This is a genomic window from Fervidicella metallireducens AeB, from assembly GCF_000601455.1.
Lineage (GTDB): Bacteria > Bacillota > Clostridia > Clostridiales > Caloramatoraceae > Fervidicella > Fervidicella metallireducens.
Genome location: NZ_AZQP01000013.1, coordinates 39,393 through 59,739 on the forward strand (window position 1 = coordinate 39,393; position 20,347 = coordinate 59,739).

General features: G+C 30.4%; 25 protein-coding genes, 3 tRNA genes and 1 pseudogene. 26 read left to right on the forward strand and 3 right to left on the reverse strand.

The window, feature by feature from the left end; translation table 11 throughout:
• The first annotated feature begins 2 nt into the window (after positions 1 to 2).
• From Q428_RS05790 to Q428_RS14435, 25 genes and pseudogenes are all read left to right on the forward strand, one after another.
• On the forward strand, positions 3 to 1,502 hold the full coding sequence (locus Q428_RS05790; protein WP_035379066.1) for a flagellar hook-length control protein FliK: 1,500 nt from the start codon (positions 3 to 5) through the stop codon (positions 1,500 to 1,502).
• Between the two features lie 12 nt (positions 1,503 to 1,514).
• Positions 1,515 to 1,721: pseudogene (locus tag Q428_RS15935) on the forward strand (flagellar hook assembly protein FlgD); the annotation flags it as partial.
• A 256-nt stretch (positions 1,722 to 1,977) separates the two neighbouring features.
• Positions 1,978 to 2,340 carry a TIGR02530 family flagellar biosynthesis protein gene (locus Q428_RS05800; protein ID WP_051514989.1) on the forward strand — a complete coding sequence of 121 codons (363 nt, stop codon included), beginning with the start codon at positions 1,978 to 1,980 and terminating at the stop codon, positions 2,338 to 2,340.
• Positions 2,341 to 2,415: 75 nt separating this feature from the next.
• Positions 2,416 to 3,900: a flagellar hook protein FlgE gene (locus tag Q428_RS05805; protein WP_035379068.1), complete on the forward strand. Its 1,485-nt coding sequence runs from the start codon at positions 2,416 to 2,418 to the stop codon at positions 3,898 to 3,900.
• A 13-nt stretch (positions 3,901 to 3,913) separates the two neighbouring features.
• Positions 3,914 to 4,126 (forward strand): flagellar FlbD family protein, encoded by a 213-nt coding sequence (locus tag Q428_RS05810; RefSeq protein WP_035379070.1) that lies wholly within the window; start codon positions 3,914 to 3,916, stop codon positions 4,124 to 4,126.
• A complete protein-coding gene (locus Q428_RS05815; RefSeq protein ID WP_035379071.1) occupies positions 4,113 to 4,922 on the forward strand; it encodes a motility protein A in 810 nt (269 codons plus the stop codon). Before Q428_RS05810 ends, Q428_RS05815 begins: the two co-directional genes overlap by 14 nt.
• On the forward strand, positions 4,915 to 5,121 hold the full coding sequence (locus Q428_RS15940; RefSeq protein WP_242847781.1) for a flagellar motor protein MotB: 207 nt from the start codon (positions 4,915 to 4,917) through the stop codon (positions 5,119 to 5,121). Before Q428_RS05815 ends, Q428_RS15940 begins: the two co-directional genes overlap by 8 nt.
• Positions 5,122 to 5,166: 45 nt before the next feature.
• Positions 5,167 to 5,673, forward strand: coding sequence for an OmpA/MotB family protein (locus Q428_RS05820; protein WP_242847782.1), 507 nt, complete (start codon positions 5,167 to 5,169; stop codon positions 5,671 to 5,673).
• On the forward strand, positions 5,654 to 6,094 hold the full coding sequence (locus tag Q428_RS05825; RefSeq protein WP_051514991.1) for a flagellar basal body-associated FliL family protein: 441 nt from the start codon (positions 5,654 to 5,656) through the stop codon (positions 6,092 to 6,094). Before Q428_RS05820 ends, Q428_RS05825 begins: the two co-directional genes overlap by 20 nt.
• Positions 6,095 to 6,109: 15 nt before the next feature.
• A complete protein-coding gene (locus tag Q428_RS05830; RefSeq protein ID WP_035379074.1) occupies positions 6,110 to 6,484 on the forward strand; it encodes a flagellar biosynthetic protein FliO in 375 nt (124 codons plus the stop codon).
• Positions 6,468 to 7,229 carry a flagellar type III secretion system pore protein FliP gene (gene fliP / locus Q428_RS05835; RefSeq protein ID WP_035379076.1) on the forward strand — a complete coding sequence of 254 codons (762 nt, stop codon included), beginning with the start codon at positions 6,468 to 6,470 and terminating at the stop codon, positions 7,227 to 7,229. The genes Q428_RS05830 and fliP overlap by 17 nt, the downstream gene beginning before the upstream one ends.
• 10 nt (positions 7,230 to 7,239) lie before the next feature.
• Positions 7,240 to 7,509: a flagellar biosynthesis protein FliQ gene (gene fliQ / locus Q428_RS05840; protein WP_035379078.1), complete on the forward strand. Its 270-nt coding sequence runs from the start codon at positions 7,240 to 7,242 to the stop codon at positions 7,507 to 7,509.
• Between the two features lies 1 nt (position 7,510).
• On the forward strand, positions 7,511 to 9,340 hold the full coding sequence (gene flhB / locus Q428_RS05845; protein WP_051514992.1) for a flagellar biosynthesis protein FlhB: 1,830 nt from the start codon (positions 7,511 to 7,513) through the stop codon (positions 9,338 to 9,340).
• Between the two features lie 11 nt (positions 9,341 to 9,351).
• A complete protein-coding gene (gene flhA, locus Q428_RS05850; RefSeq protein WP_035379080.1) occupies positions 9,352 to 11,418 on the forward strand; it encodes a flagellar biosynthesis protein FlhA in 2,067 nt (688 codons plus the stop codon).
• Positions 11,408 to 12,469: a flagellar biosynthesis GTPase FlhF gene (gene flhF / locus Q428_RS05855; RefSeq protein ID WP_035379082.1), complete on the forward strand. Its 1,062-nt coding sequence runs from the start codon at positions 11,408 to 11,410 to the stop codon at positions 12,467 to 12,469. Before flhA ends, flhF begins: the two co-directional genes overlap by 11 nt.
• Positions 12,469 to 13,329, forward strand: a complete 861-nt coding sequence (locus Q428_RS05860; RefSeq protein WP_051514993.1) for a MinD/ParA family protein — start codon at positions 12,469 to 12,471, stop codon at positions 13,327 to 13,329. Before flhF ends, Q428_RS05860 begins: the two co-directional genes overlap by 1 nt.
• A 2-nt stretch (positions 13,330 to 13,331) precedes the next feature.
• Positions 13,332 to 13,997, forward strand: a complete 666-nt coding sequence (locus Q428_RS05865) for a flagellar brake protein (protein ID WP_035379085.1) — start codon at positions 13,332 to 13,334, stop codon at positions 13,995 to 13,997.
• 15 nt (positions 13,998 to 14,012) lie between these two features.
• Complete coding sequence (locus Q428_RS05870) at positions 14,013 to 14,741, forward strand: sigma-70 family RNA polymerase sigma factor (protein WP_035379086.1); 729 nt, start codon at positions 14,013 to 14,015, stop codon at positions 14,739 to 14,741.
• Positions 14,742 to 14,760: 19 nt separating this feature from the next.
• A complete protein-coding gene (locus Q428_RS05875) occupies positions 14,761 to 15,228 on the forward strand; it encodes a DUF6115 domain-containing protein (RefSeq protein WP_035379087.1) in 468 nt (155 codons plus the stop codon).
• Positions 15,229 to 15,266: 38 nt separating this feature from the next.
• Entirely contained in the window at positions 15,267 to 15,416 is a 150-nt protein-coding gene (locus Q428_RS15610) for a hypothetical protein (RefSeq protein WP_207639969.1), read from the forward strand.
• Positions 15,417 to 15,427: 11 nt separating this feature from the next.
• A complete protein-coding gene (locus Q428_RS05885; RefSeq protein ID WP_035379090.1) occupies positions 15,428 to 16,195 on the forward strand; it encodes a flagellar hook-basal body complex protein in 768 nt (255 codons plus the stop codon).
• Positions 16,196 to 16,209: 14 nt separating this feature from the next.
• Positions 16,210 to 16,953, forward strand: coding sequence for a flagellar hook-basal body complex protein (locus tag Q428_RS05890; protein ID WP_035379092.1), 744 nt, complete (start codon positions 16,210 to 16,212; stop codon positions 16,951 to 16,953).
• Between the two features lie 59 nt (positions 16,954 to 17,012).
• On the forward strand, positions 17,013 to 17,462 hold the full coding sequence (locus Q428_RS05895; protein ID WP_035379094.1) for a tetratricopeptide repeat protein: 450 nt from the start codon (positions 17,013 to 17,015) through the stop codon (positions 17,460 to 17,462).
• Between the two features lie 15 nt (positions 17,463 to 17,477).
• Positions 17,478 to 17,825, forward strand: a complete 348-nt coding sequence (locus Q428_RS16315; protein WP_051514994.1) for a M20/M25/M40 family metallo-hydrolase — start codon at positions 17,478 to 17,480, stop codon at positions 17,823 to 17,825.
• 5 nt (positions 17,826 to 17,830) lie between these two features.
• Positions 17,831 to 18,652, forward strand: coding sequence for a M20 metallopeptidase family protein (locus Q428_RS14435; protein ID WP_278244874.1), 822 nt, complete (start codon positions 17,831 to 17,833; stop codon positions 18,650 to 18,652).
• A 40-nt stretch (positions 18,653 to 18,692) separates the two neighbouring features.
• Here the strand turns inward: Q428_RS14435 and Q428_RS05905 are convergent.
• From Q428_RS05905 to Q428_RS05915, 3 genes are all read right to left on the reverse strand, one after another.
• A tRNA-Tyr gene (locus Q428_RS05905) sits at positions 18,693 to 18,777 on the reverse strand.
• 5 nt (positions 18,778 to 18,782) lie between these two features.
• Positions 18,783 to 18,858: transfer RNA gene (locus tag Q428_RS05910), tRNA-Thr, on the reverse strand.
• A gap of 24 nt (positions 18,859 to 18,882) precedes the next feature.
• A tRNA-Ile gene (locus Q428_RS05915) sits at positions 18,883 to 18,959 on the reverse strand.
• Between the two features lie 161 nt (positions 18,960 to 19,120).
• On the opposite strand from Q428_RS05915, the gene Q428_RS05920 reads away from it, so the two are divergent.
• Positions 19,121 to 20,161, forward strand: a complete 1,041-nt coding sequence (locus Q428_RS05920) for a CotS family spore coat protein (RefSeq protein WP_035379096.1) — start codon at positions 19,121 to 19,123, stop codon at positions 20,159 to 20,161.
• Positions 20,162 to 20,347 lie beyond the last annotated feature (186 nt).

Here is a 20,347-nt window from a genome sequence, read left to right on the forward strand (position 1 = left end):
TATTGGAAATTAAGGGTATTGGATTAACAGAAGATTTTTTAGCAAAATTTCCTACTGAAAAAGCTGAAAATATTGAAGAGTTTTCTCAAATACTAATAGCTTTATTCTCAAATTTAAATAGCACAGTCGTATTAAGTCAGGAAAATGTTGTAGATGGAGTTGAATTACCTGAGGTTTCAGAAGAAATTCATAATTTGTTTTTAGAAACTTCAACTAATAAAATCTTTAACCAAGAAGCATTCAATTATTTGCATAAAGAAAATAATAATTTAAAAGTTGTTCCTGATTATAATTTGCTTGAGATGGATTTAGGTGAAATTGAAAGTTTCATAGAAGAAAGCAAAAAAATGTTATCTGCTAATGAGACATTAACTGTTGAAAAAATGAATTCTCTCCAACAAGAAATAATAAAACAATTAAATGAAGAAGAAAGTGGTTTTAAAGTAGAGAATTTGCGAGGATTTACCGAGCTTCTTCAAAACTTTAAATCAATACCTTTTAAGGAAGAAGAAAGTTTACAAAAGAATATTGAGGAAGGTAAAGTTTTACTTAATGGTTTAAAAACAAAAACAATAGAAAGTGCTACTGATGGCAGCACTGATGAAGTAAAACTTCAGATATTGAAGAATATAGTTCAGGAGGAACCTAATTCTAAAGAAAATGTGACTAATATTACTACAGTTAACAAACTTAATGAAGGACACTTGTTGACTGAGGAGAATCTTGGCGAAATTAATAATGTTAATAGTAATGAACTCAAAGAACAAAAAGAATCAGTACAAAGATTGAACAAGTCCTTAGAAGTTGAAGTTAAAGTGGATGAAGAAGCCATTAAACCAAATTTATTTAAGCTGGAAAATAAAAAAAATCAGCAAAATAATTTTATGAAGTTAAATTCAGGATTAGAAAATAATAACTTAAAAACTTTTAATAATGTTGAAACCTCTATTTCAGATGAGCCAAGGATTAAAGCTCAGTTAGATAGTAAAAGTGAGGATATAATAATTATTAATCACAATTCTGCTATTTTAAATAGTTCTGAACCACAATCTATATCATCTGAAAACACAAAATTAAATAATGAAGTTATTTCAAGAATTCTGGATAACCAGGATATTTATGAAATCATCACAGGAAAATTTAAGGCATTGAAACTTCCAGAGATAAATGAACTAAGGGTTAAGTTAAAACCTAAGGAACTGGGTGATTTGGTGGTCAGGGTAACCCTTGAAAAGGGTCAGATAAATGGAAGTATAACAGCTGAAAAAAGAGAGGTAGCAGCTATACTTTCAAGTCATGTAGATAATATAAAACAGGAATTGAAAAATAATAATATAAATTTAACAAATCTTTCAATAAATGCGAACAGTGAAGAAAATAAAAATAACCATCAAGGAAGAAATTTTCAGCAAAAAAATAAACAAAATAAGGAAAAGTTTATTGACATAATTAATGAAAAAATTGATGAAAACAATAAAAAAGAATTTTCAATTATTGTTTAGGAGGAAGAATATATGGGGGTAACTGGTGTAACCAATAAAAATGTTGAACCTCAGAATTATAAAGGCAATAATCTGGATAAGAATGCCTTTTTAAAAATATTAACAGTTCAACTAAAAAATCAGGATCCACAGAATGCTAAGGACAACACTGAATATATTGCCCAAATGGCTCAATTTTCTGCCCTTGAGCAGTCTCAAAATTTAAATCAGACTATGGAGAAATTGCTTGCGGTTCAGACATCTTCAGCAGAACAGTTACAATATGTAATGTTATCATTACAAAGGCAATTAACTTCTCAAAATATGACTGAAGCTACATCTTTAATAGGAAAAAAGGTAGAGATATTGCTAGAAAAAGATAATTCAATAACTGAGCAGGTCAAAGGGGTAAAGGTAATTGATGGAGATGTCTTCGTTATTACTGATAATGGTAAATATAGTATTAACAATGTAATTGGAGTAGGTGAATTTTCAAGTGATAGATAAAATTGCCTCATTTAGCAAAATAAAAAATGAGTCTGTTGAAAGAAGAATACAATCCAGTATTGATTTTAACAAGATTTTAGAAGACGTTTCTAATGCCAGCTCACTTAAAGTATCTTCCCATGCAATGGAGAGAATGAGGGAAAGAAATATAACTTTGGATACTAAAGATATTGAAAATCTAAGTTCTGCAGTAAAATCAATAAAGGAAAAGGGTGGAAAAGAAGCTCTAATCTTTTATAACAACGTGGCTTTTATTACAAGTATTAAAAACAACACGATAATAACAGCTGTAGATAGCAGCAATTTAAAAAATAATATATTTACAAAGATAGATAGTGCTATTATTTTATAGGCTGGACCTTTTAAGGGGGCCTGAACCGTGGATTGACAGAAGCGGTAATTAATGATTTATAGGAGGTTATTGTTTATGTTAAAGTCTTTATTTTCTGGTGTAAGTGGAATGAAAGGCAACCAAACTAAAATGGATGTAATTGGTAATAATATAGCAAATTCAAATACAACAGCATTTAAGTCAGGTAGAGTAACTTTTAAGGATATGCTGAATCAAACTCTAGAGGGTGCTAATGAAAAATCAACAACAAGGGGTGGAACAAACCCAAAACAAGTAGGTATTGGGGTTAGCGTTTCAAGTATTGATACAATAATGAAACAAGGGGCCCTGCAGCCAACAGGAAGGGATACAGATTTAGCTATTGAAGGAAATGGATTTTTTATAATTTCTGATGCTGAGGGTTATGATGTTAGATATACAAGGGACGGTTCATTTACACTTGACAAGGATGGGAATTTAATTACATCAACAGGTTTATATGTTCAGGGTATATTGTTGGATAAAGCAACTCCAGTAAATATGCTAACCAAAACAGCTTTTCCAGCAGATTTAAGTAACCTATCATTAAAGCCAATTAAAATTCAACCACAGTATACTCCAACTGTTAGTATAGGTGGATTTGACATTAAGGTTGGTCCTGGGCTTCAAGATTATAAATTTATACTTGGAAAAGTAGACAAGACTGCTTCAACTACTGCTACTGTAAATACAACAGATAAAGTAATTACTCTAGAGGGTAATTTTGAAGAGGGAAAAGTTTCCCCAAGTGATTTGGCTACTCAGATTAACTCAGCTTTAGCTGGTAAAATAGACGAAACAGTTATGGTAACTGGTTCTCCAAATAAAAATGCTTTAAGCGGTGAGCAAACTGAAAAAATAAATGTAGCTGATTATATACCTGCTGTTAAGGTTGGAGGATTTGAATTCAGTGTAGGCAATGAACTAATTGGATGGAAATTTAAAATTGGTAAGAAGGATGATAATACATCTACGACTGCAATTGTAGATAAGGTAAATAAAATTATCACAATTGATGGTGATTTTGACAATACAACAACACAAGGTATGGTACAAGCTAGTGACCTAGAAGCAAAAATAAATGCACAACTTAAGACTGATGGTATAACAACAACAATTAAGGTGAAGGGAACAGCATTAGAGGGAACACTTTCTGGGGAAACAACTGAGGAAATAAAAGAGAACTTATTAAAACTGGTAAGTTTCGGAATAGAAAAGGATGGAACAATTAAAGGAATATATGGTGATAAGGCTGTTGTTATTGGAAAGGTTATGCTGGCTAATTTTACAAATGCAGCTGGACTTGAAAAAGCTGGGGACAACTCATTTAAAAAGACTGCAAATTCTGGGAATCCACAGGTTGGCTATGCTGGTAGCAATGGTTATGGAAGTGTAAATCAAGGTGCCCTTGAAATGTCAAATGTAGATTTAGCAAATGAATTTACTGATATGATAATAGCTAGCAGGGCTTTCCAAGCCAACTCAAGGACTATTACAACATCAGATGAAATGATACAAGAGCTTATAAACCTTAAGAGATAATGGGGTATAGATTATGATTTTGTTAACTGCATTAAATAATAAAGTTTTTTATTTAAATTGTGATATGTTTGAAAAAATAGAGGTTACCCCTGATACAGTAATTACTCTTTCTAATGGAAAAAAGTTTGTAGTTCTTGAAACACCAGAGGAGATAATTAAAAGAATTATTGATTTTAGAAAGAAATATATGACTTCTTTGCCGGAGGTAAACTATGAAAAAGAATGACTTGTCAACAGGGTTAGGTTTAATTTTAGGTGTTATAGCTATTATTTTAGGAATGCTTAATGGAGGAAGTCCCAAAATGTTTTGGGACCTTCCCTCAGTTTTTATAACTTTATTTGGCTCCTTGTTTGCTATAATTATAAATTATCCATTAAGTACACTAAAAAAACTGCCTAAATCATTAAAAAATGCTTTTTTAGATAAGCAGATACAGCCAGATGAGATAATTGTTAAATTTGTTGAGATAGCAAAAAAAGCAAGAAGAGAAGGTCTTCTTTCTTTAGAAGATGACATAAATTCAATAGATGATGAATATTTAAAAAACGGTATGCAAATGGTTGTTGATGGAATTGAACCAGAAACAATCAGAGAGATATTAGAACTAGAAATAAATGAAATGGAAAGAAGACATCAAAGCAGTATTTCAGTTTTAAAAACATGGGCTTCCTTTGCTCCTGCATTTGGAATGATTGGTACTTTAATCGGATTGATTCAGATGCTTGCAAAACTTGAAGATCAATCTCAGCTTGGAAAAGGTATGTCAGTAGCCTTAATCACATCTTTCTATGGTGCTGTTTTAGCTAATTTAATTTTTACACCATTAGCAGGAAAACTTGAAATTAAAAGTGAAGAAGAAGCAAATAGAAGAGAAATGATGCTTGAGGGAATACTTGCACTTCAGGCAGGTGTAAATCCAAGAATAATGGAAGATAAGCTTAAAACTTATTTATCACCTGAAACAAGATTAAAATTGAAAGATGTAAATGGCGAAGCGAGAGTGGTGGAACAAAATGAGTAGAAGAAAGAAACAAAATACGTCCTCAGGTGGTGGCGAATGGCTTACAACCTTTGCAGATTTAATGACGCTGTTACTGACATTTTTCGTACTATTGTATTCATTTTCTAGCATTGATGCTATTAAGTTTAAACAAATAGCAATTTCTCTGTCGTCAGCTTTTGGAGGAAAAACAGGGGTCATAAATCATGGTGGGAACTAAGGACCAATACCTATTGATGGTAATCCAGGTGTAGAAAATAAAATAATGGAAAATGCTGGTCTTAAGGGGGAAACTGAAAAGAACTACAAACAGGTAGCAGATTTTATAAAAAAGCATAAGCTTGAAGACAAGGTTTCGATAAAGGAAGATTCAAGAGGGGTTATAATAGAGATGCAGGAAAAGATTCTTTTTGATTCAGGTAAGTCTGAATTAAAGAAAAGCAGCCTTGAAGTTATAAATAAAATCTGCGAACTTCTTAAACAGTTTCCAAATGAGATTATAGTTGAAGGGCATACTGATAATATTCCTATAAATAAGGGTTATTTTCGCTCTAATTGGGAATTATCTGCTGACAGGGCTGTTAAAGTAGTAAGATATATGTCAGAAGTAAATGGATTAAACCCAAAGCAGTTTAAGGCTGTAGGTTGCGGCGAATTCAGCCCAATTGCCGATAATAATTCCCCAGAGGGAAGGCAAAAAAATAGAAGAGTAAATATTTTAATTGTATCTACTGAAAAGGAGAATAAAGACAATGGAAGCAAAAAAGAGTAATAAACTTGTAATTATTTTATTGATTGTTACTTTAACGATTGTTGTAGCAATGGCTGGATATTTTGGATATTTTATTTTATATAAAAATAAGCAAACAAAAACATCAAATAATAAAGTAACCTTAACTGAAAAAACTGTTCAACTAGATGAATTTGTTGTAAATTTAGCAGATGAAGATGTTAGATATATTAAGGTTAAAATAAATTTAGCTTTTACAGATAAGAAGTTGGAAACTGAGATTGGTGAAAAGACACCTCAAATAAGAGATATAATAAATACTCATTTAATGACTAAAAAAGCTGAAGAATTAAATTCAAATGGAATGCTTAAATTAAAAGGTGAATTAGTTAGTAAAATTAATGGATTGTTAGAAAATGGAAAGATAACAAATATCTATCTAAATGATATTATTATTCAATAGAAAGCAGGGTATATAATGGATGGTAATTTTGTAATACAGTTGTTAAAACTGATTGTGTTACTTCCTTTAGTTGTATTTTTAATAATTTTTACCATGAAATATAGTGGTAAGTATATGGAAAAAATGAACCGAGGTAAAATTATTAAGATTATTGAAAAGGTTCCTCTAAGTCAAAATACATTTTTAGCAGTTGTCTCAATAAATAATAAACCTTATTTAATTACAAATGGTGAAAAAGGTGCACAGATTTTACTTGAGTTAAATGAAGAAAGTATTAATGATTATATGATAGGAATACAGAGCCAAAACCAAAATGCACTAGGCTTTAATTTAAGTTCCATAAATTTAAATTGGATTAAAGGAAAGATGAAAAATGAAAAGAATAACTAAGGTTTTTTTATTATCTATTTTATTTATCTTAATAGGTTCTTTTGTTGCATATGCAGCTCCAAATGATATTCAGATACCTAAGGTAACGTTATCAGTCGATGGGTCAAATTCTCCAAAGGAATATGTAAATAACATAAAGCTGCTGCTTTTGCTAACAGCATTAACTTTTATACCAGCAATAGTTCTGATGATGACATCCTTCACTAGAATTATTATTGTACTAGGCTTTGTAAGGAATGCCTTGTCAACTCAACAATCACCGCCTAATCAGGTTCTGATAGGTCTGGCACTGTTTATGACGATGTTTATTATGGCTCCTGTATATAATGAAGTCAATAGTAAGGCGATACAACCATATGTTAAGGGACAGATAACTCAGCAGGAGGCTATTGAAGTTGGTAGTAAACCAATAAAGGATTTTATGCTAAATCAAACAAGAGAAAAAGATTTAGCTTTATTTTATAAAGCAGCAAATATTGAAAAACCAACAGACAGATATAAGGTTCCTTTTAACATATTAGTACCTTCGTTTGTTATAAGTGAATTAAAAACAGCTATGCAGATGGGTTTTATGATATTTGTACCATTTATTGTAATTGACATGGTAGTTGCAAGTGTCTTAATGTCGATGGGGATGTTTATGCTCCCACCAGTTACTATTTCATTGCCATTTAAATTACTGTTATTTGTGCTTGCAGATGGATGGCATATTGTTGCAAAATCTTTGATAGAAAGCTTTATGTAGGAGTGATAATATGAGTGATGCCTTTGTTTTAGATATAGGAAAGCAAGCAATTTTAACAGCTCTTTCAGTATCTGCACCGATTTTAATTGTTTCAATGTTGGTTGGGTTATTAATTAGCATATTTCAGGCAGTTACACAGATACAAGAACAAACGTTAACATTTGTTCCAAAGATGATAGCAATCATAATAATACTTTTAATACTAGGTCCATGGATGATGAAGGTAATCGTGCAATTTACTCAGAATATGCTTTCAAATATAACTTATATAACAAAGTGAAATGGAACTTAGATATAATTTTCTTATTTATTTTCTAGTTTCAGTCAGGGTAATTGCAATGCTTATTTCATCTCCAGTTTATTCCTTGAGACAAATACCATCCTTGGTAAAAGTAGGAATATCCTTTTCAATTGCCATTATAGTTGCAAATGTAACAGATTTTTCAAATGTAATAATACCAAACAATATTATCGATTTAGCTATTACATGTAGTAAAGAAATAATTATCGGGATTATTATAGGATTTATATCAACACTTATATTTAATGCAGTTAGAGCTTCTGCACAGCTTATGGATTTCAGTATAGGGTTTTCCATGGCACAATATTATGATCCGTCAACAAGCGGTATGTCAACACCATTAGAAAGATTATTTAATTGGATTGCACTTATAATTTTTGTTACTTTTAACTTTCATCATAATATTTTATTGGCAATTATAAAGAGTTTTGAAATAATAAGTCCAGGAATTTCAACCATGAACTCAAGTTCATTCATGGTTTTGATGAATACATTTTCTAATTTCTTTTTTATATCGATACAGCTAGCTGCTCCAATTGTTATTGTTCTTTTTATTACTGACTTTACACTGGGTTTAATAGCAAGGACAGTACCGCAGCTAAATGTTTTTATTTTAGGCATGCCATTGAAGGTTATTGTTGGTTTGATGGCAATAGCAACCATATTACCAGGTTTGAGCCATATGTATATTAAGACTTTTGATAAAATTATTGAGGAATTGATGAAGTTTTTCTCAACTTTTCCTGTAATACTTTTAATGGCATCAGATGATAAAACTGAAGAAGCTACACCCAAAAAGTTACAAGAAGCAAGAAAGAAAGGTCAGGTACCTAAAAGTGTGGAACTTAATTCAGCTATAATTTTGTTTGGAGCAGTATTGGTTCTTACTTTTATCAGTAATTATTACTATAACAATGGAAGATTATTTATAATTGAGAGTTTTAAATTTATTAAAAAAGATGATTTAGGGTTAACCGATGTAGCTAATATATTTATATACATGATAAAAAATGGTTTAATTGCAGGGCTTCCTGTAATTTTAACAGTTATGATTTTGGGTATAGTTGCTAACATAGCCCAGGTTGGATTTTTAGTTTCCTCCGAGGGACTGAAACCTAAACTCGAAAAACTTAATCCCATTGAAGGATTTAAAAGGATTTTTTCTAAACGTTCAATTGTTGAACTTTTGAAATCAATTGCTAAGATAGCACTTATTTTCTTTGTATCATATAAATATATAAGCTCTAAAATCTTTGAAATACTAAAGACCAGTGATTTAAATCCAAATGGAGTTTTTTCATTTGTAAAAAATATTCTTGATACACAGTTAAATAGGGTAATAATAATAATGATTGTTATTGGTATTACTGATTTTATTTTTCAAAAGAGACAGTTTAAACGTGATATGAGGATGACAAAGCAGGAAGTTAAAGAAGAATATAAACAAACAGAGGGAGATCCTCAACTTAAATCAAAAATAAGGCAAAAGCAAAGACAGCTTGCAATGAGAAGAATGATGCATGAAGTTCCTAAAGCTACAGTTGTAATAACAAATCCTACACATTATGCAGTGGCACTAAAATATGAGAGGGGTAAGAATTCTGCTCCAACTGTTATTGCAAAGGGAGTAGATGTTGTGGCTTTAAGGATAAAAGAAATTGCAAAGGAGAATAGTGTTCCAATTGTTGAGAACAAAGCCCTTGCAAGGGCTTTATATGCTAAAGTTGAAATTGATCAATCTATTCCTATGGAATTATATCAAGCTGTTGCAGAAATTTTAGCATATGTTTACAGCTTAAAGAAAATGTGAGGGTGAATTTGATGACAAATAGAAGAAATTCAAAGTTAGGCAGGAATATAGATATCGTAGTAGCTGTGGCTATTATTTTAATAGTTTTAATGATTATAATTCCTTTGAATACGGTGTTGTTAAATATTTTGCTAGCCTTTAATTTAACTTTTTCTCTAATAGTACTACTTCTTACAATGTTTACAACAGAAGTATTGGAATTTTCAATATTTCCAACCCTATTATTAATTACAACACTTCTAAGATTAGGGCTGAATATTTCTTCAACAAGACTTATACTAGGAAAAGCTGAAGCTGGCGAGATTATACACGCTTTTGGAAACTTTGTTGTTGGAGGAAACTATATTGTCGGTTTTATTCTATTTATTATAATTGTTGTTATACAATTTGTCGTAATTACCAATGGAGCCGGCAGAGTCGCAGAGGTTGCAGCTAGATTTACTTTAGATGCAATGCCTGGAAAGCAAATGAGTATAGATGCAGATTTAAATGCAGGAATAATTAATGATGAAGAAGCTAAAAAAAGAAGAAAAAAATTGCAGCAGGAAGCCGATTTTTATGGTGCAATGGATGGGGCTAGTAAATTCGTTAAGGGAGATGCAATTGCTGGAATAGTTATTGTTGTATTAAATATATTAGCTGGAATAGTTATTGGAATTGTAAGTCATGGTTTATCTCCTATGGAATCATTGAAAACCTATGCTTTATTGACAGTTGGTGATGGTCTTGTTAGTCAGCTGCCAGCATTATTAATATCTACTGCTTCAGGTATAATAGTTACAAGATCTGCCAATGAAACTTCACTTGGAGATGAATTATCAAAACAAATAACTTCATATCCTAAAGTATTGGCTATTGCCAGTGGAATTCTATTCATATTATCTTTGGTACCTTCATTGCCAAAACTTGTTTTTTTAACTATGGCTGTAATATGTGGTGTTTCTGCTTATCTTTTAATTCAGGATAGTAAAAAACCTGATTTAGATGAAGTAGCAGCCACTACTGATACTGTACAGGAAAGAAGAGAGCCTGAGAATGTATTAAATCTTTTAAATGTTGAGCCCCTTGAGATAGAAATAGGATACGGACTTATTCCACTTGCAGATTTATCACAGGACGGAGATCTCCTTGATAGAATAGCAGGGGTTAGAAGGCAATGTGCAGTTGAGATGGGAATAATCGTTCAACCAATTCGTATTAGAGATAATTTACAGTTAGCCACCAATGAGTACACAATTAAAATAAGAAATACTGTAGTTGCTAAGGGTGATATTTTGTGTAATCACTACTTGGCTATAGATCCAGCTAACGAAGGAATACCAATAGAAGGAATTAAAACTGTTGAGCCAACCTTTGGACTTCCTGCTGTTTGGATTCCAGACAGTAAGAGAGAAGATGCAGAACTTTTGGGTATAACAGTAGTTGATCCAACAACTGTATTAGTTACACACCTGACTGAAATAATAAAACAGCATGCATATGAATTATTAGGTAGACAAGAAGTTAAAATGTTAATAGATAATTTAAAAGAGAACTATAGTGCTGTTGTTGAAGAATTAATACCTGGACTTTTAAGTTTAGGTGAAGTTCAAAAAGTTCTTCAAAATCTATTGAAAGAGAGGGTTCCAATAAGAGATTTAGTAACAATACTTGAGAGTTTGGCTGATAATGCCTCAAGTACTAGAGATATAGAGCTTCTTACTGAATATGTAAGATTTGCACTTGGTAGAACAATATGTAAACCACTTTCTGATGAAAATAACTGTGTTAAGGTCTTAACTTTACATCCGAGATTAGAGCAAATAATTGGAGATAGTATACAAAAATCTTTTCAAGGCTCTTATCCGGCTTTAGACCCAGAAACAACAAGGAAAGTATTTGAATCAATACAATCATGTATTGAAGGAACATTCTTTAATAATAATCAGCCTGTAATTCTTTGTTCTCCAAGGGTAAGACCAGCATTTAGGAAATTAACGGAGATAGTATTCCCAAGCATTACTATATTATCAATGAACGAAGTTCCAACTGACATGCAGATAGAAACAGTAGGGGTGGTGGAAATAAGTGATTATTAAAAGATATGTTGTTGATAATATGAATGAAGCTATGATAAAGATAAGATATGAATTAGGCAGTGAGGCTGTTATAGTAAGCCAAAGAAAAATAAAACAAAAAGGATTAATTGGAATCTTTAAAAAGAAAAAATTGGAAGTTACAGCAGCAGTTGATGATAAACCTAAAAAAAATGTTGCAGAGCAACCAAAAAATAATGAGAAGGATGTTTATAAAGAGATAGATGAATTAAAAAGCATGATTCAGAGCATTGTTGAAAAAAAGGATAATGTTTCAGTAAAGAAAGAAAGTAAGAATAAATTTAAACAAAAATTAATTGAGAATGACATCTTAGAAGAAATTGTAGATGACTTACTGAATGTTGTTAGAGAAAAATATAAAGATAAGAGACTCAATGCAAGTATCTATGAAAAAGAAATATATAAAGCACTTGAAGAGATAATAAAAGTAGATGAAAAAGTTGAAGGGAGAATACAAGTTTTTGTGGGGCCAACAGGAGTTGGGAAAACTACAACTATTGCAAAACTTGCCAGTCACTACACGCTTTACCAAAATAAAAAGGTGGGATTGGTTACAATTGATACCTACAGAATAGGTGCAGTAGAACAACTGAAAACTTATGCTGAAATTTTAGGTGTACCATTTGGGGTAATTCTTACAAGTAAAGATATTCCAGAAGTAATGGAAAAAATGAAGGACTGCGATATTATACTTGTTGATACAATGGGAAGAAATAGTAAAAATACAATGCAGATATCTGAAATTAGAAAATTTATCGAAGAATTAAGAGCCGATAAGACATATCTTGTTGTTAGTATGACGACAAAACAGAAGGATTTAGCGTCAATTATTGATAATTATAAAATAGTAAATTATAACAGTATGATATTAACCAAAGTAGATGAAACAGATGTATGTGGATCTATTTTAACTTGTATAAAAAAGGGTAACGTTCCAGTTTCATATTTAACATTTGGACAAAACGTACCAGAGGACATTGAAACAGCTAAAAAAGATAAACTTGCTAGACTCATACTGGGGGCTGATAACTGATGGATCAAGCAGAAAAATTACGACAATTGATGAACTTAAAAAAAGCAAATAATGACAATAAATTTAGAGTTTTAACTGTAACAAGTGGGAAAGGCGGAGTAGGCAAAACCAATTTTGTTATAAATTTAGCTGCTATACTTCAAAAGAGAGGATTTAGAGTGGCGATATTAGATGCTGATTTTGGAATGGCAAATGTTGATATTCTTTATGGTGTGAAATCAAAATATAGTGTATATCATTTATTATACGAAGAGAAAAATATAGAAGAAATAATGGTAACAACAAAGGATAATATAAAAATTATCCCAGGTGGCTCAGGTATTAAGGAACTTGGGCAATTAAATGATGAAAAAAGAGAAAAATTGCTGTCAGAGTTTTCAAAATTACAAAATATTGATATACTTTTAGTAGATACTGGTGCAGGTTTGTCAAATGTTGTACTAAATTTTGTTGAAGTTGCTGATGATGTAATAATTGTTACAAATGCAGAACCCACTGCTTTAACAGATGCCTACGGTTTAATCAAAGTTATAATAAAAAGCAACATAAAAGCTAATTTAAATGTAGTAATAAATAGGGTTAAAAGTATCACAGAAGCAAAGGATACATTTGAAAAACTTAGTAGAACCGTAGAAAGTTTTTTAGATTATAAATTAAAATATTTAGGGTATATTTCTGAGGATTCAAAAGTTGGACAAGCTGTTAGGGAACAAAATCCTTACGTTATTGCTTATCCGAAAAGTGAAGCAACTTTATGTTTACAAAAAATCTCATCAGTCATTCTTGGAGAAACAATTGAAAATAAAAATAATTCCATAAAAGACTATTTAGGTAAACTACTGAGAAAAATGGGGAGATAATTATGGCGGCAATAAAGTTTAGAATAAATGATAAAATTGAAATAATTGATAAAAATATCACCTATAAAAGTAATGTCCATGATGTTCATGAAAAGACTGTCCTTATTGATATGCCTATTTCTGGTAACAACTATTATATGATGCACCAAGGAAGTGAGTTAATATTTTATTATTGTGCAGAAGATAAGAATGTATACAAGTGTAAATCTGTAGTTTTAGGTAAAAAGATGGATAATAATCTGCAATTTGTCTTGATAACTTATCCAGAAGTTTTAGAGAAAATACAGAGAAGAGAGTATTTTAGATTGCCAGTCGCAATGGAAATAAAATATTATTTCTTGCCAGAAAATCGTGTATATAATCACATTAAAGATGTACCCATTGGTTATTTTGATAGGATGCAAAGGGCTGTTACTATAGATATAAGCGGTGGCGGTATAAAATTTGTAACTCGCGAAGCAGTTATGAAGAATACAAATGTTATTATAAAAATTAATCTTTTTGAAGAAATTATCTTATTATGTACAGTTGTCAGAGTTGAAAAGGATGATGAAACTAATCAATACAAAATAGGTTTGAGATTTGATTCTATTGATGAAAGAATAAGAGAAAAAATAATTAGATTTATTTTTCAAAAATTAAGAGAACAAAATAGATTATTACGATAAAAGGAGGGATTCTATATGATGTGCTGTCAGCAGATTGATGAAAGGGATGAAATGATTATAAAATACATTCCCTATGTAAAATATATAGCGTCAAGATTAACAGCAGGGAAGCCTCCTGGGATCGAATACGAAGATTTAATTAGTTATGGTGTCTTAGGGTTGATAGATGCGATAAATAAATTTGATCCTACAAAGGGTATAAAGTTTGAAACATACGCAACATTGAGGATTAGAGGAGCAATAATCGATGAGTTGAGGAAAATCAGTTGGATTCCTAAAAGCGCTTTTTCAAAACTATCTGCTTTAAATCAGTCAAGAGAGAATTTAGAGATTAAATTAAATAGAGAACCAACGGAAAAGGAAATAGCTGCGGATATGAATGTTTCAGTTGAGGACGTTAGAGAAATTGTAACATTTGTTAATTACGTATCTGTAGTGTCTTTAGAAGAAGTGTTTTTTAAGTCAGATGAGGAAGACTTACAATTTAAAAACATAATAGAAGATGAAAACAGTCCTCAGCCAGAAAAAGTATTAGAGGAAAATGAAAAATATGAAATGCTAAAGAATGCAATTGATATGCTTCCAGAAAAGGATAAATTAATTTTAAATCTTTACTATTATGAAAAATTAACATTAAAGGAAATAGGAAAAGTAATGGAAGTATCTGAGTCGAGGGTTTCACAGCTTCACAGTAGAGCTATTTTAAGATTAAGGGAAAATATGAAAAAATTAAAATATATATAGAACCTTGGAGGAAGGGTTTATGCCTTATTTTATATTGATAACAGGTATTATCTTGATATATGTATCATCTAAATTAGGAAGAAATAAAAATGACAGCATAAATCAGAGCAACAAAAGACAAGATTATGAGGAATATATTAATAGTGCAGAAATAATAAATAAAATTAACGAAATTAACAGCAGAATGGAAGAAATAGAAAATGCAGTGTTTGTTTTAAATGAGAAACTAAATCTTATTCAATGGGAAAACAAAAAAAAGGATAATGATGTTGAAGATGCTGAGAAGGAAAATGTAATAGGTGAAGGGACTGTTGAAAATAAGATTATGGATGATTCTTCTGTTCAGACTATCACTGAAAGGGATAAAAATGCTTTAATATCTGAATTATATAACATGGGAAAGGATATTGATGAAATATGTTCATTGTTGAACATAGGAAAGGGTGAAGCGTTATTAAGAATTGGTATTTTAAAACAAAAGAATTGATAACTTATTATATAACTGATAAAAATTTTCTTATTGGTTTGGGCATAGGTTTAATTCTTTCTACATTGGTTTTATATTCCTATGGACCAACAAATCTGTCGAAAGCAACAATTGAAAAAAAAGCCAGGGAGATGGGAATGAAATACCCAGATGAGATAAAGGCTTATTTTGAGCAAGATAAAAAATAAGGGGGATTTATATGATAAGAGGACTGTATACTGCTGCTACTGGAATGATAACGAAACAAGTTCAAATGGAAAATTTGACCAATAACATTGCCAACATAAATACAGCCGGATTTAAAAAAGATAACTTAGCAATAAAATCATTTGATGAAGTTTTATTAGAAAACAGAGATAAGTACTTAAATGGGAAATCTTTCTCAAATAAGTTAGGGAAGATGGAATTTGGTGTAGGAATTGATGAAACAGTAACTACTTATTCGCAGGGTATAATTGAAGAAACTGGTAGAAATTTAGATTTTGCAATAAATGGTAGCGGTTTTTTTACCCTTGAAGGCGCAGATGGGGAATATCGCTATACAAGGGATGGAAGGTTTAAAATTGATGGAAATGGATTTTTAACTACAATAAATGGTGAAAGGGTAGTTGGCATAAATGCTGCTGGTATAAAAAAATTTATTAAGGTAGAAAAATCAGATTTCAAACTTGGTTCAGATGGTTTGATAGAGAATACAGGAGGACTTAAATTTTTAATAAGTTCTTTTAACAATAGCCAAGATTTAAAAAAAGGACCTTCTAATACTTATTCTTCTAATTCACAGCCTGATATAGATACAACCTCAAATATAATACAAAATTCAATTGAAAAATCAAATGTTGACCCTATTGAAGCAGTTACTTCACTGATAACTCTTATGAGAAACTATGAATCTAATCAAAAAATCTTACAGCAAATGGATGAGACTTTAGGAAAAACGGTTAATGAAGTTGGAAGCTTAAAATAAATTGAGGTGATTTTATGTTAAAGGCATTATGGAATGGTAGATCAGGTCTGTATTCTAATCAAAATAGAATAGATACTATTTCTAACAATATAGCCAATATAGATACAAATGGATATAAAAAATGTGATGTTGGATTTGAAGATATTTTTTATGAAAAATTAGACAGGCTTGGAACTCCTATAACGACAGCAAACAAAGAAGGGCTCATTGTTGGAAGTGGAAGTAGAGCTGATAAATTGATAAGAAATTTTACCCAAGGCTTTCTTGTTGATACATCAAAAGCTGATGATTTAGCTATCGAAGGAGAAGGATTTTTCAGACTAACTGATGGACAAGGTAATTACTTTTATACCAGAGATGGAGGTTTTAATGTAGATAAATATGGAAATTTTGTACATTGTTCTGGTTTAATTTTAGATATTGAAGGATACGATAGTACCAAATTGAGTAGCGATTTTAAAATTGCTGAAGATGGAACCTTAACTTCAAATTCAAACAATATAGGGAAGATAAACTTGTATAGCTTTAAAAATTTAGATGAAATGCAGTCATATGGTAATAATATTTATAAAGCTGAAAACCCTAAAACCATAGTTAATGGAAAAATAAAACAGGGATATCTAGAAAAATCAAATGTAGATTTAGGTAAAGAATTAACTGATATGATTGTTACTCAAAGGGCATTTGAATTAAATTCTAAAGCTTTAAAGGCTGCAGATGAAATGTGGCAGATTGCGAACAATATAAGAAGTAAGTAAGAATAAAAATCCTCTTTAAAGTGTATAATCTATAAAAAAGCTTTAAAGGGGTTTTTTATGTGAAAATAGAAGAAGTTATATTAGAAAATATAAAAAAACAAAAAACAAATTATGCTGTAAAATTAATAGAAAGAAATTTTTCAATTGATGATCCAAAATATTTTTATTATAAGGCTCTATGCTTTTATTCAAAGAAGAACTTTAAGGACGCATTAGCATATTTAAATTTAGCTTTAGAAAAAGATTTAAATAATTATTTAGTTTATTATAATCTCGGGGTAGTAAACATTGATTTAAAAAGAGAAAATCTAGCGATAGAATATTTTAGAAAATCTCTAAAATACAATAATGCATATGAAAAAAGCTATATCAATTTAGCATATATATATTACAATAATGGAGATAAGAGAAGTGCTTTAAGAATTATAAAAGAAGGTTTGACTCATACTTCAAGTAAGGAATTATTTGATATAGAAAAAAAATTGCTTACAAAAATACTAGCAAGCTAAAGAAGGAGAAATATTATGAATGAATTGATTGAATTAGCTAAAAACTATCATGAAACTATGATTTCCATTAGAAGACAGCTACATATGAAGCCGGAAATTGATAGGGATTTAAAGGAAACTGCAGATTTGGTTGAAAGTTATTTAAAGAATAATGCTATAAAGTATAAAAGATTTAATAATAATGGGATAATAGCAGAAGTAGGAACAAATTATAATAATATTGTAGCATTAAGAGCAGATATGGATGCTTTAGAGATTGTCGACTTGAAGGATGTACCATATAAATCAACTAAGCATGGTTTAATGCATGCTTGCGGACATGATGCCCATACGGCTATTTTATTAGGAGCAGCCTTTGCTTAAAGAGTATTGAAAACAAACTAGGGGGAACTGTCAGGCTAATATTTCAACCAGCAGAAGAGACAGATGGTGGTGCAAAGGACATGATAGAATTAGGGGCACTTGAGGGTGTCAAGGCCATTTTTGGGCTTCATGTTGAGGAGACAATTAAAACTGGGATAATTGGGGTTAACAGAAATGTTGTAAGTGCAGCATCCAATCCTTTTAAAATAAATATTAAAGGCAAAGGAAGTCATGGTGCACATCCTGAGGATGGAATTGACAGTATATTGATTGCTGCAAAAGTAATAGATAATCTGCAAAGTATTGTATCCAGAGAAATAGCTGCAGTAGATAATGCTGTTATATCTATTGGGAAAATTCATGGCGGTACTGCACAGAATGCTATTTGCAGTGAGATAGTTATGGAAGGAATCTTAAGAACATTAGGAAAAAATCTCAGAGAATTCTGTATAAAGAGAATGAGGGAGATTGTATCATTAACAGCTAAGATGTATTGTGGAGAAGGAACTATTTCTTTTATAGAAAGTTATCCATCCTTTGAAAACGATGAGAAGTTGTATAAATGGTTTATGGAAACTTTAGAAGGAGTAAATTGCATTAAAACCATTGAACTGAAAAAGCCAAGTATGGGTGTTGAGGATTTTGCCTATTACACTGAAAAAGTTCCAGGACTGTATTATAAACTTGGATGTAGAAATGAGGAAAAGGGCATAACAAATCCTGCACATGGGAGTTATTTTGATATTGATGAAGAATGTTTGTTGTATGGATGTATTGTACAAAGCTTGAGTGCTTTTAAATTCTTACAAAGGGATATTAGTAAATAATATTAAAAAAAGAACCTTCAAATTATTGAGGGTTCTTTTTTGGTGGAGGAGGATGGATTCGAACCATCGAAAGCTATGCTAACGGATTTACAGTCCGCCCCCTTTGGCCACTCGGGAACTCCTCCATATATGGAGCCGGCTATAGGACTTGAACCTACAACCTACTGATTACAAGTCAGTTGCTCTGCCAATTGAGCTAAGCCGGCATGAAATTATAATAATTTTTAAAATGGTGGGCCTTCAGGGACTCGAACCCCGGACCAACCGGTTATGAGCCGGTTGCTCTAACCAACTGAGCTAAAGGCCCTCTAAGGAACAATTAAATTATATTATGGATATTAAAAGAAGTCAATTAAATTTTTCTGGTAATTAATTATGTTATAAATGATATTATCATAAATGATATATGTAATATAAAGTTAATAGAATTAATATAATTTATTGATATTAGTTATTTGAGGTAAAGCAATGAATAGATTAGTTGAATTAGACTCTTCTTTAAGTGAAAAAGAGTTAAACACTATAAAATCAGTTTTGAAAGAATATAATATACTACCAGAAAAAATAGAAAGGGTAAGAAGTGTTTATAAAATTTCACAGAAAGATTTTATTTATTGCCTAAAAAAAATAAAGGATAATAACAACAAAGGAGTCTTGATTTCAGAATATCTAAAAAATAATGGTTTTTATAATTTACCAGAGTATATTAAAACAAAAAATAATAAAGATATGGTAAAATACAATAATAGTTATTATTATATAACTTCATGGATTAACGGGAGAGAATGCGATTTTAATGATTTTGATGAACTTAAAAGTGCCATTAAATTATTGGCAGATTTTCATATAAAATCGGAAGGGTTTTATATGAAAACTGCTAAAATAAAATATGTTAATAAAAATTGGGTAACACAATTTACAGAAGAAAAGAATAAATTAAAGGCTTACAAAGTTCTTTTAGAAAGAAAAAAAATAAAGACTACTTTTGATGATGCATACTATTTTGCAATAGATTATTACTCTTCAAGAATTGACTATGCCATTAATTTATTAAAGAATTCTAATTATACTTACTTTGCAAAACAAGTATTAGAAAAGAAGATAATATGTCATGATAGTTTTTATTATCAAAACATCTTAATAGACAGTAGTAAAAATATGTTTCTCATAGATATGGAAAGTCTGGTATATGATATACATGTTTACGATCTTGCAAAGTTTATCAGGCGAATAATGTTTAAAGGTAATTATTCATGGAATTTTAATTGTGCTCGTGAATTGATTGATCTTTACAGCAGTATAAATAGATTGAACAATGATGAGTTTAAAATTTTACTTGCATTTATTATGTTTCCACAAAAATTTTGTAAATTAGGCAGTAAACGCTATATCAAAAAGAAACAGTGGAATGAATTGAAATATATTAAAAAAATAGATAGATTATTAGAATCTATAAAAAACGAAGAGATATTTATTGAAGAATTTATAAAATATTATAATATACAATAAAAATGAGTATGTATTAACTTTATATATCGTAAAATTCAAATTGGAATATTTCCTTTTATGTTTCGACAAACTAATATGATGAGATAACTATTCGAAAGGTTAAATATGTAGTATTGTGCAATAATTTTTGTGATTTTTATTTACAAAAAAAAGCAGGAATTCCCCAAGTATAAAAGAATAAAATAA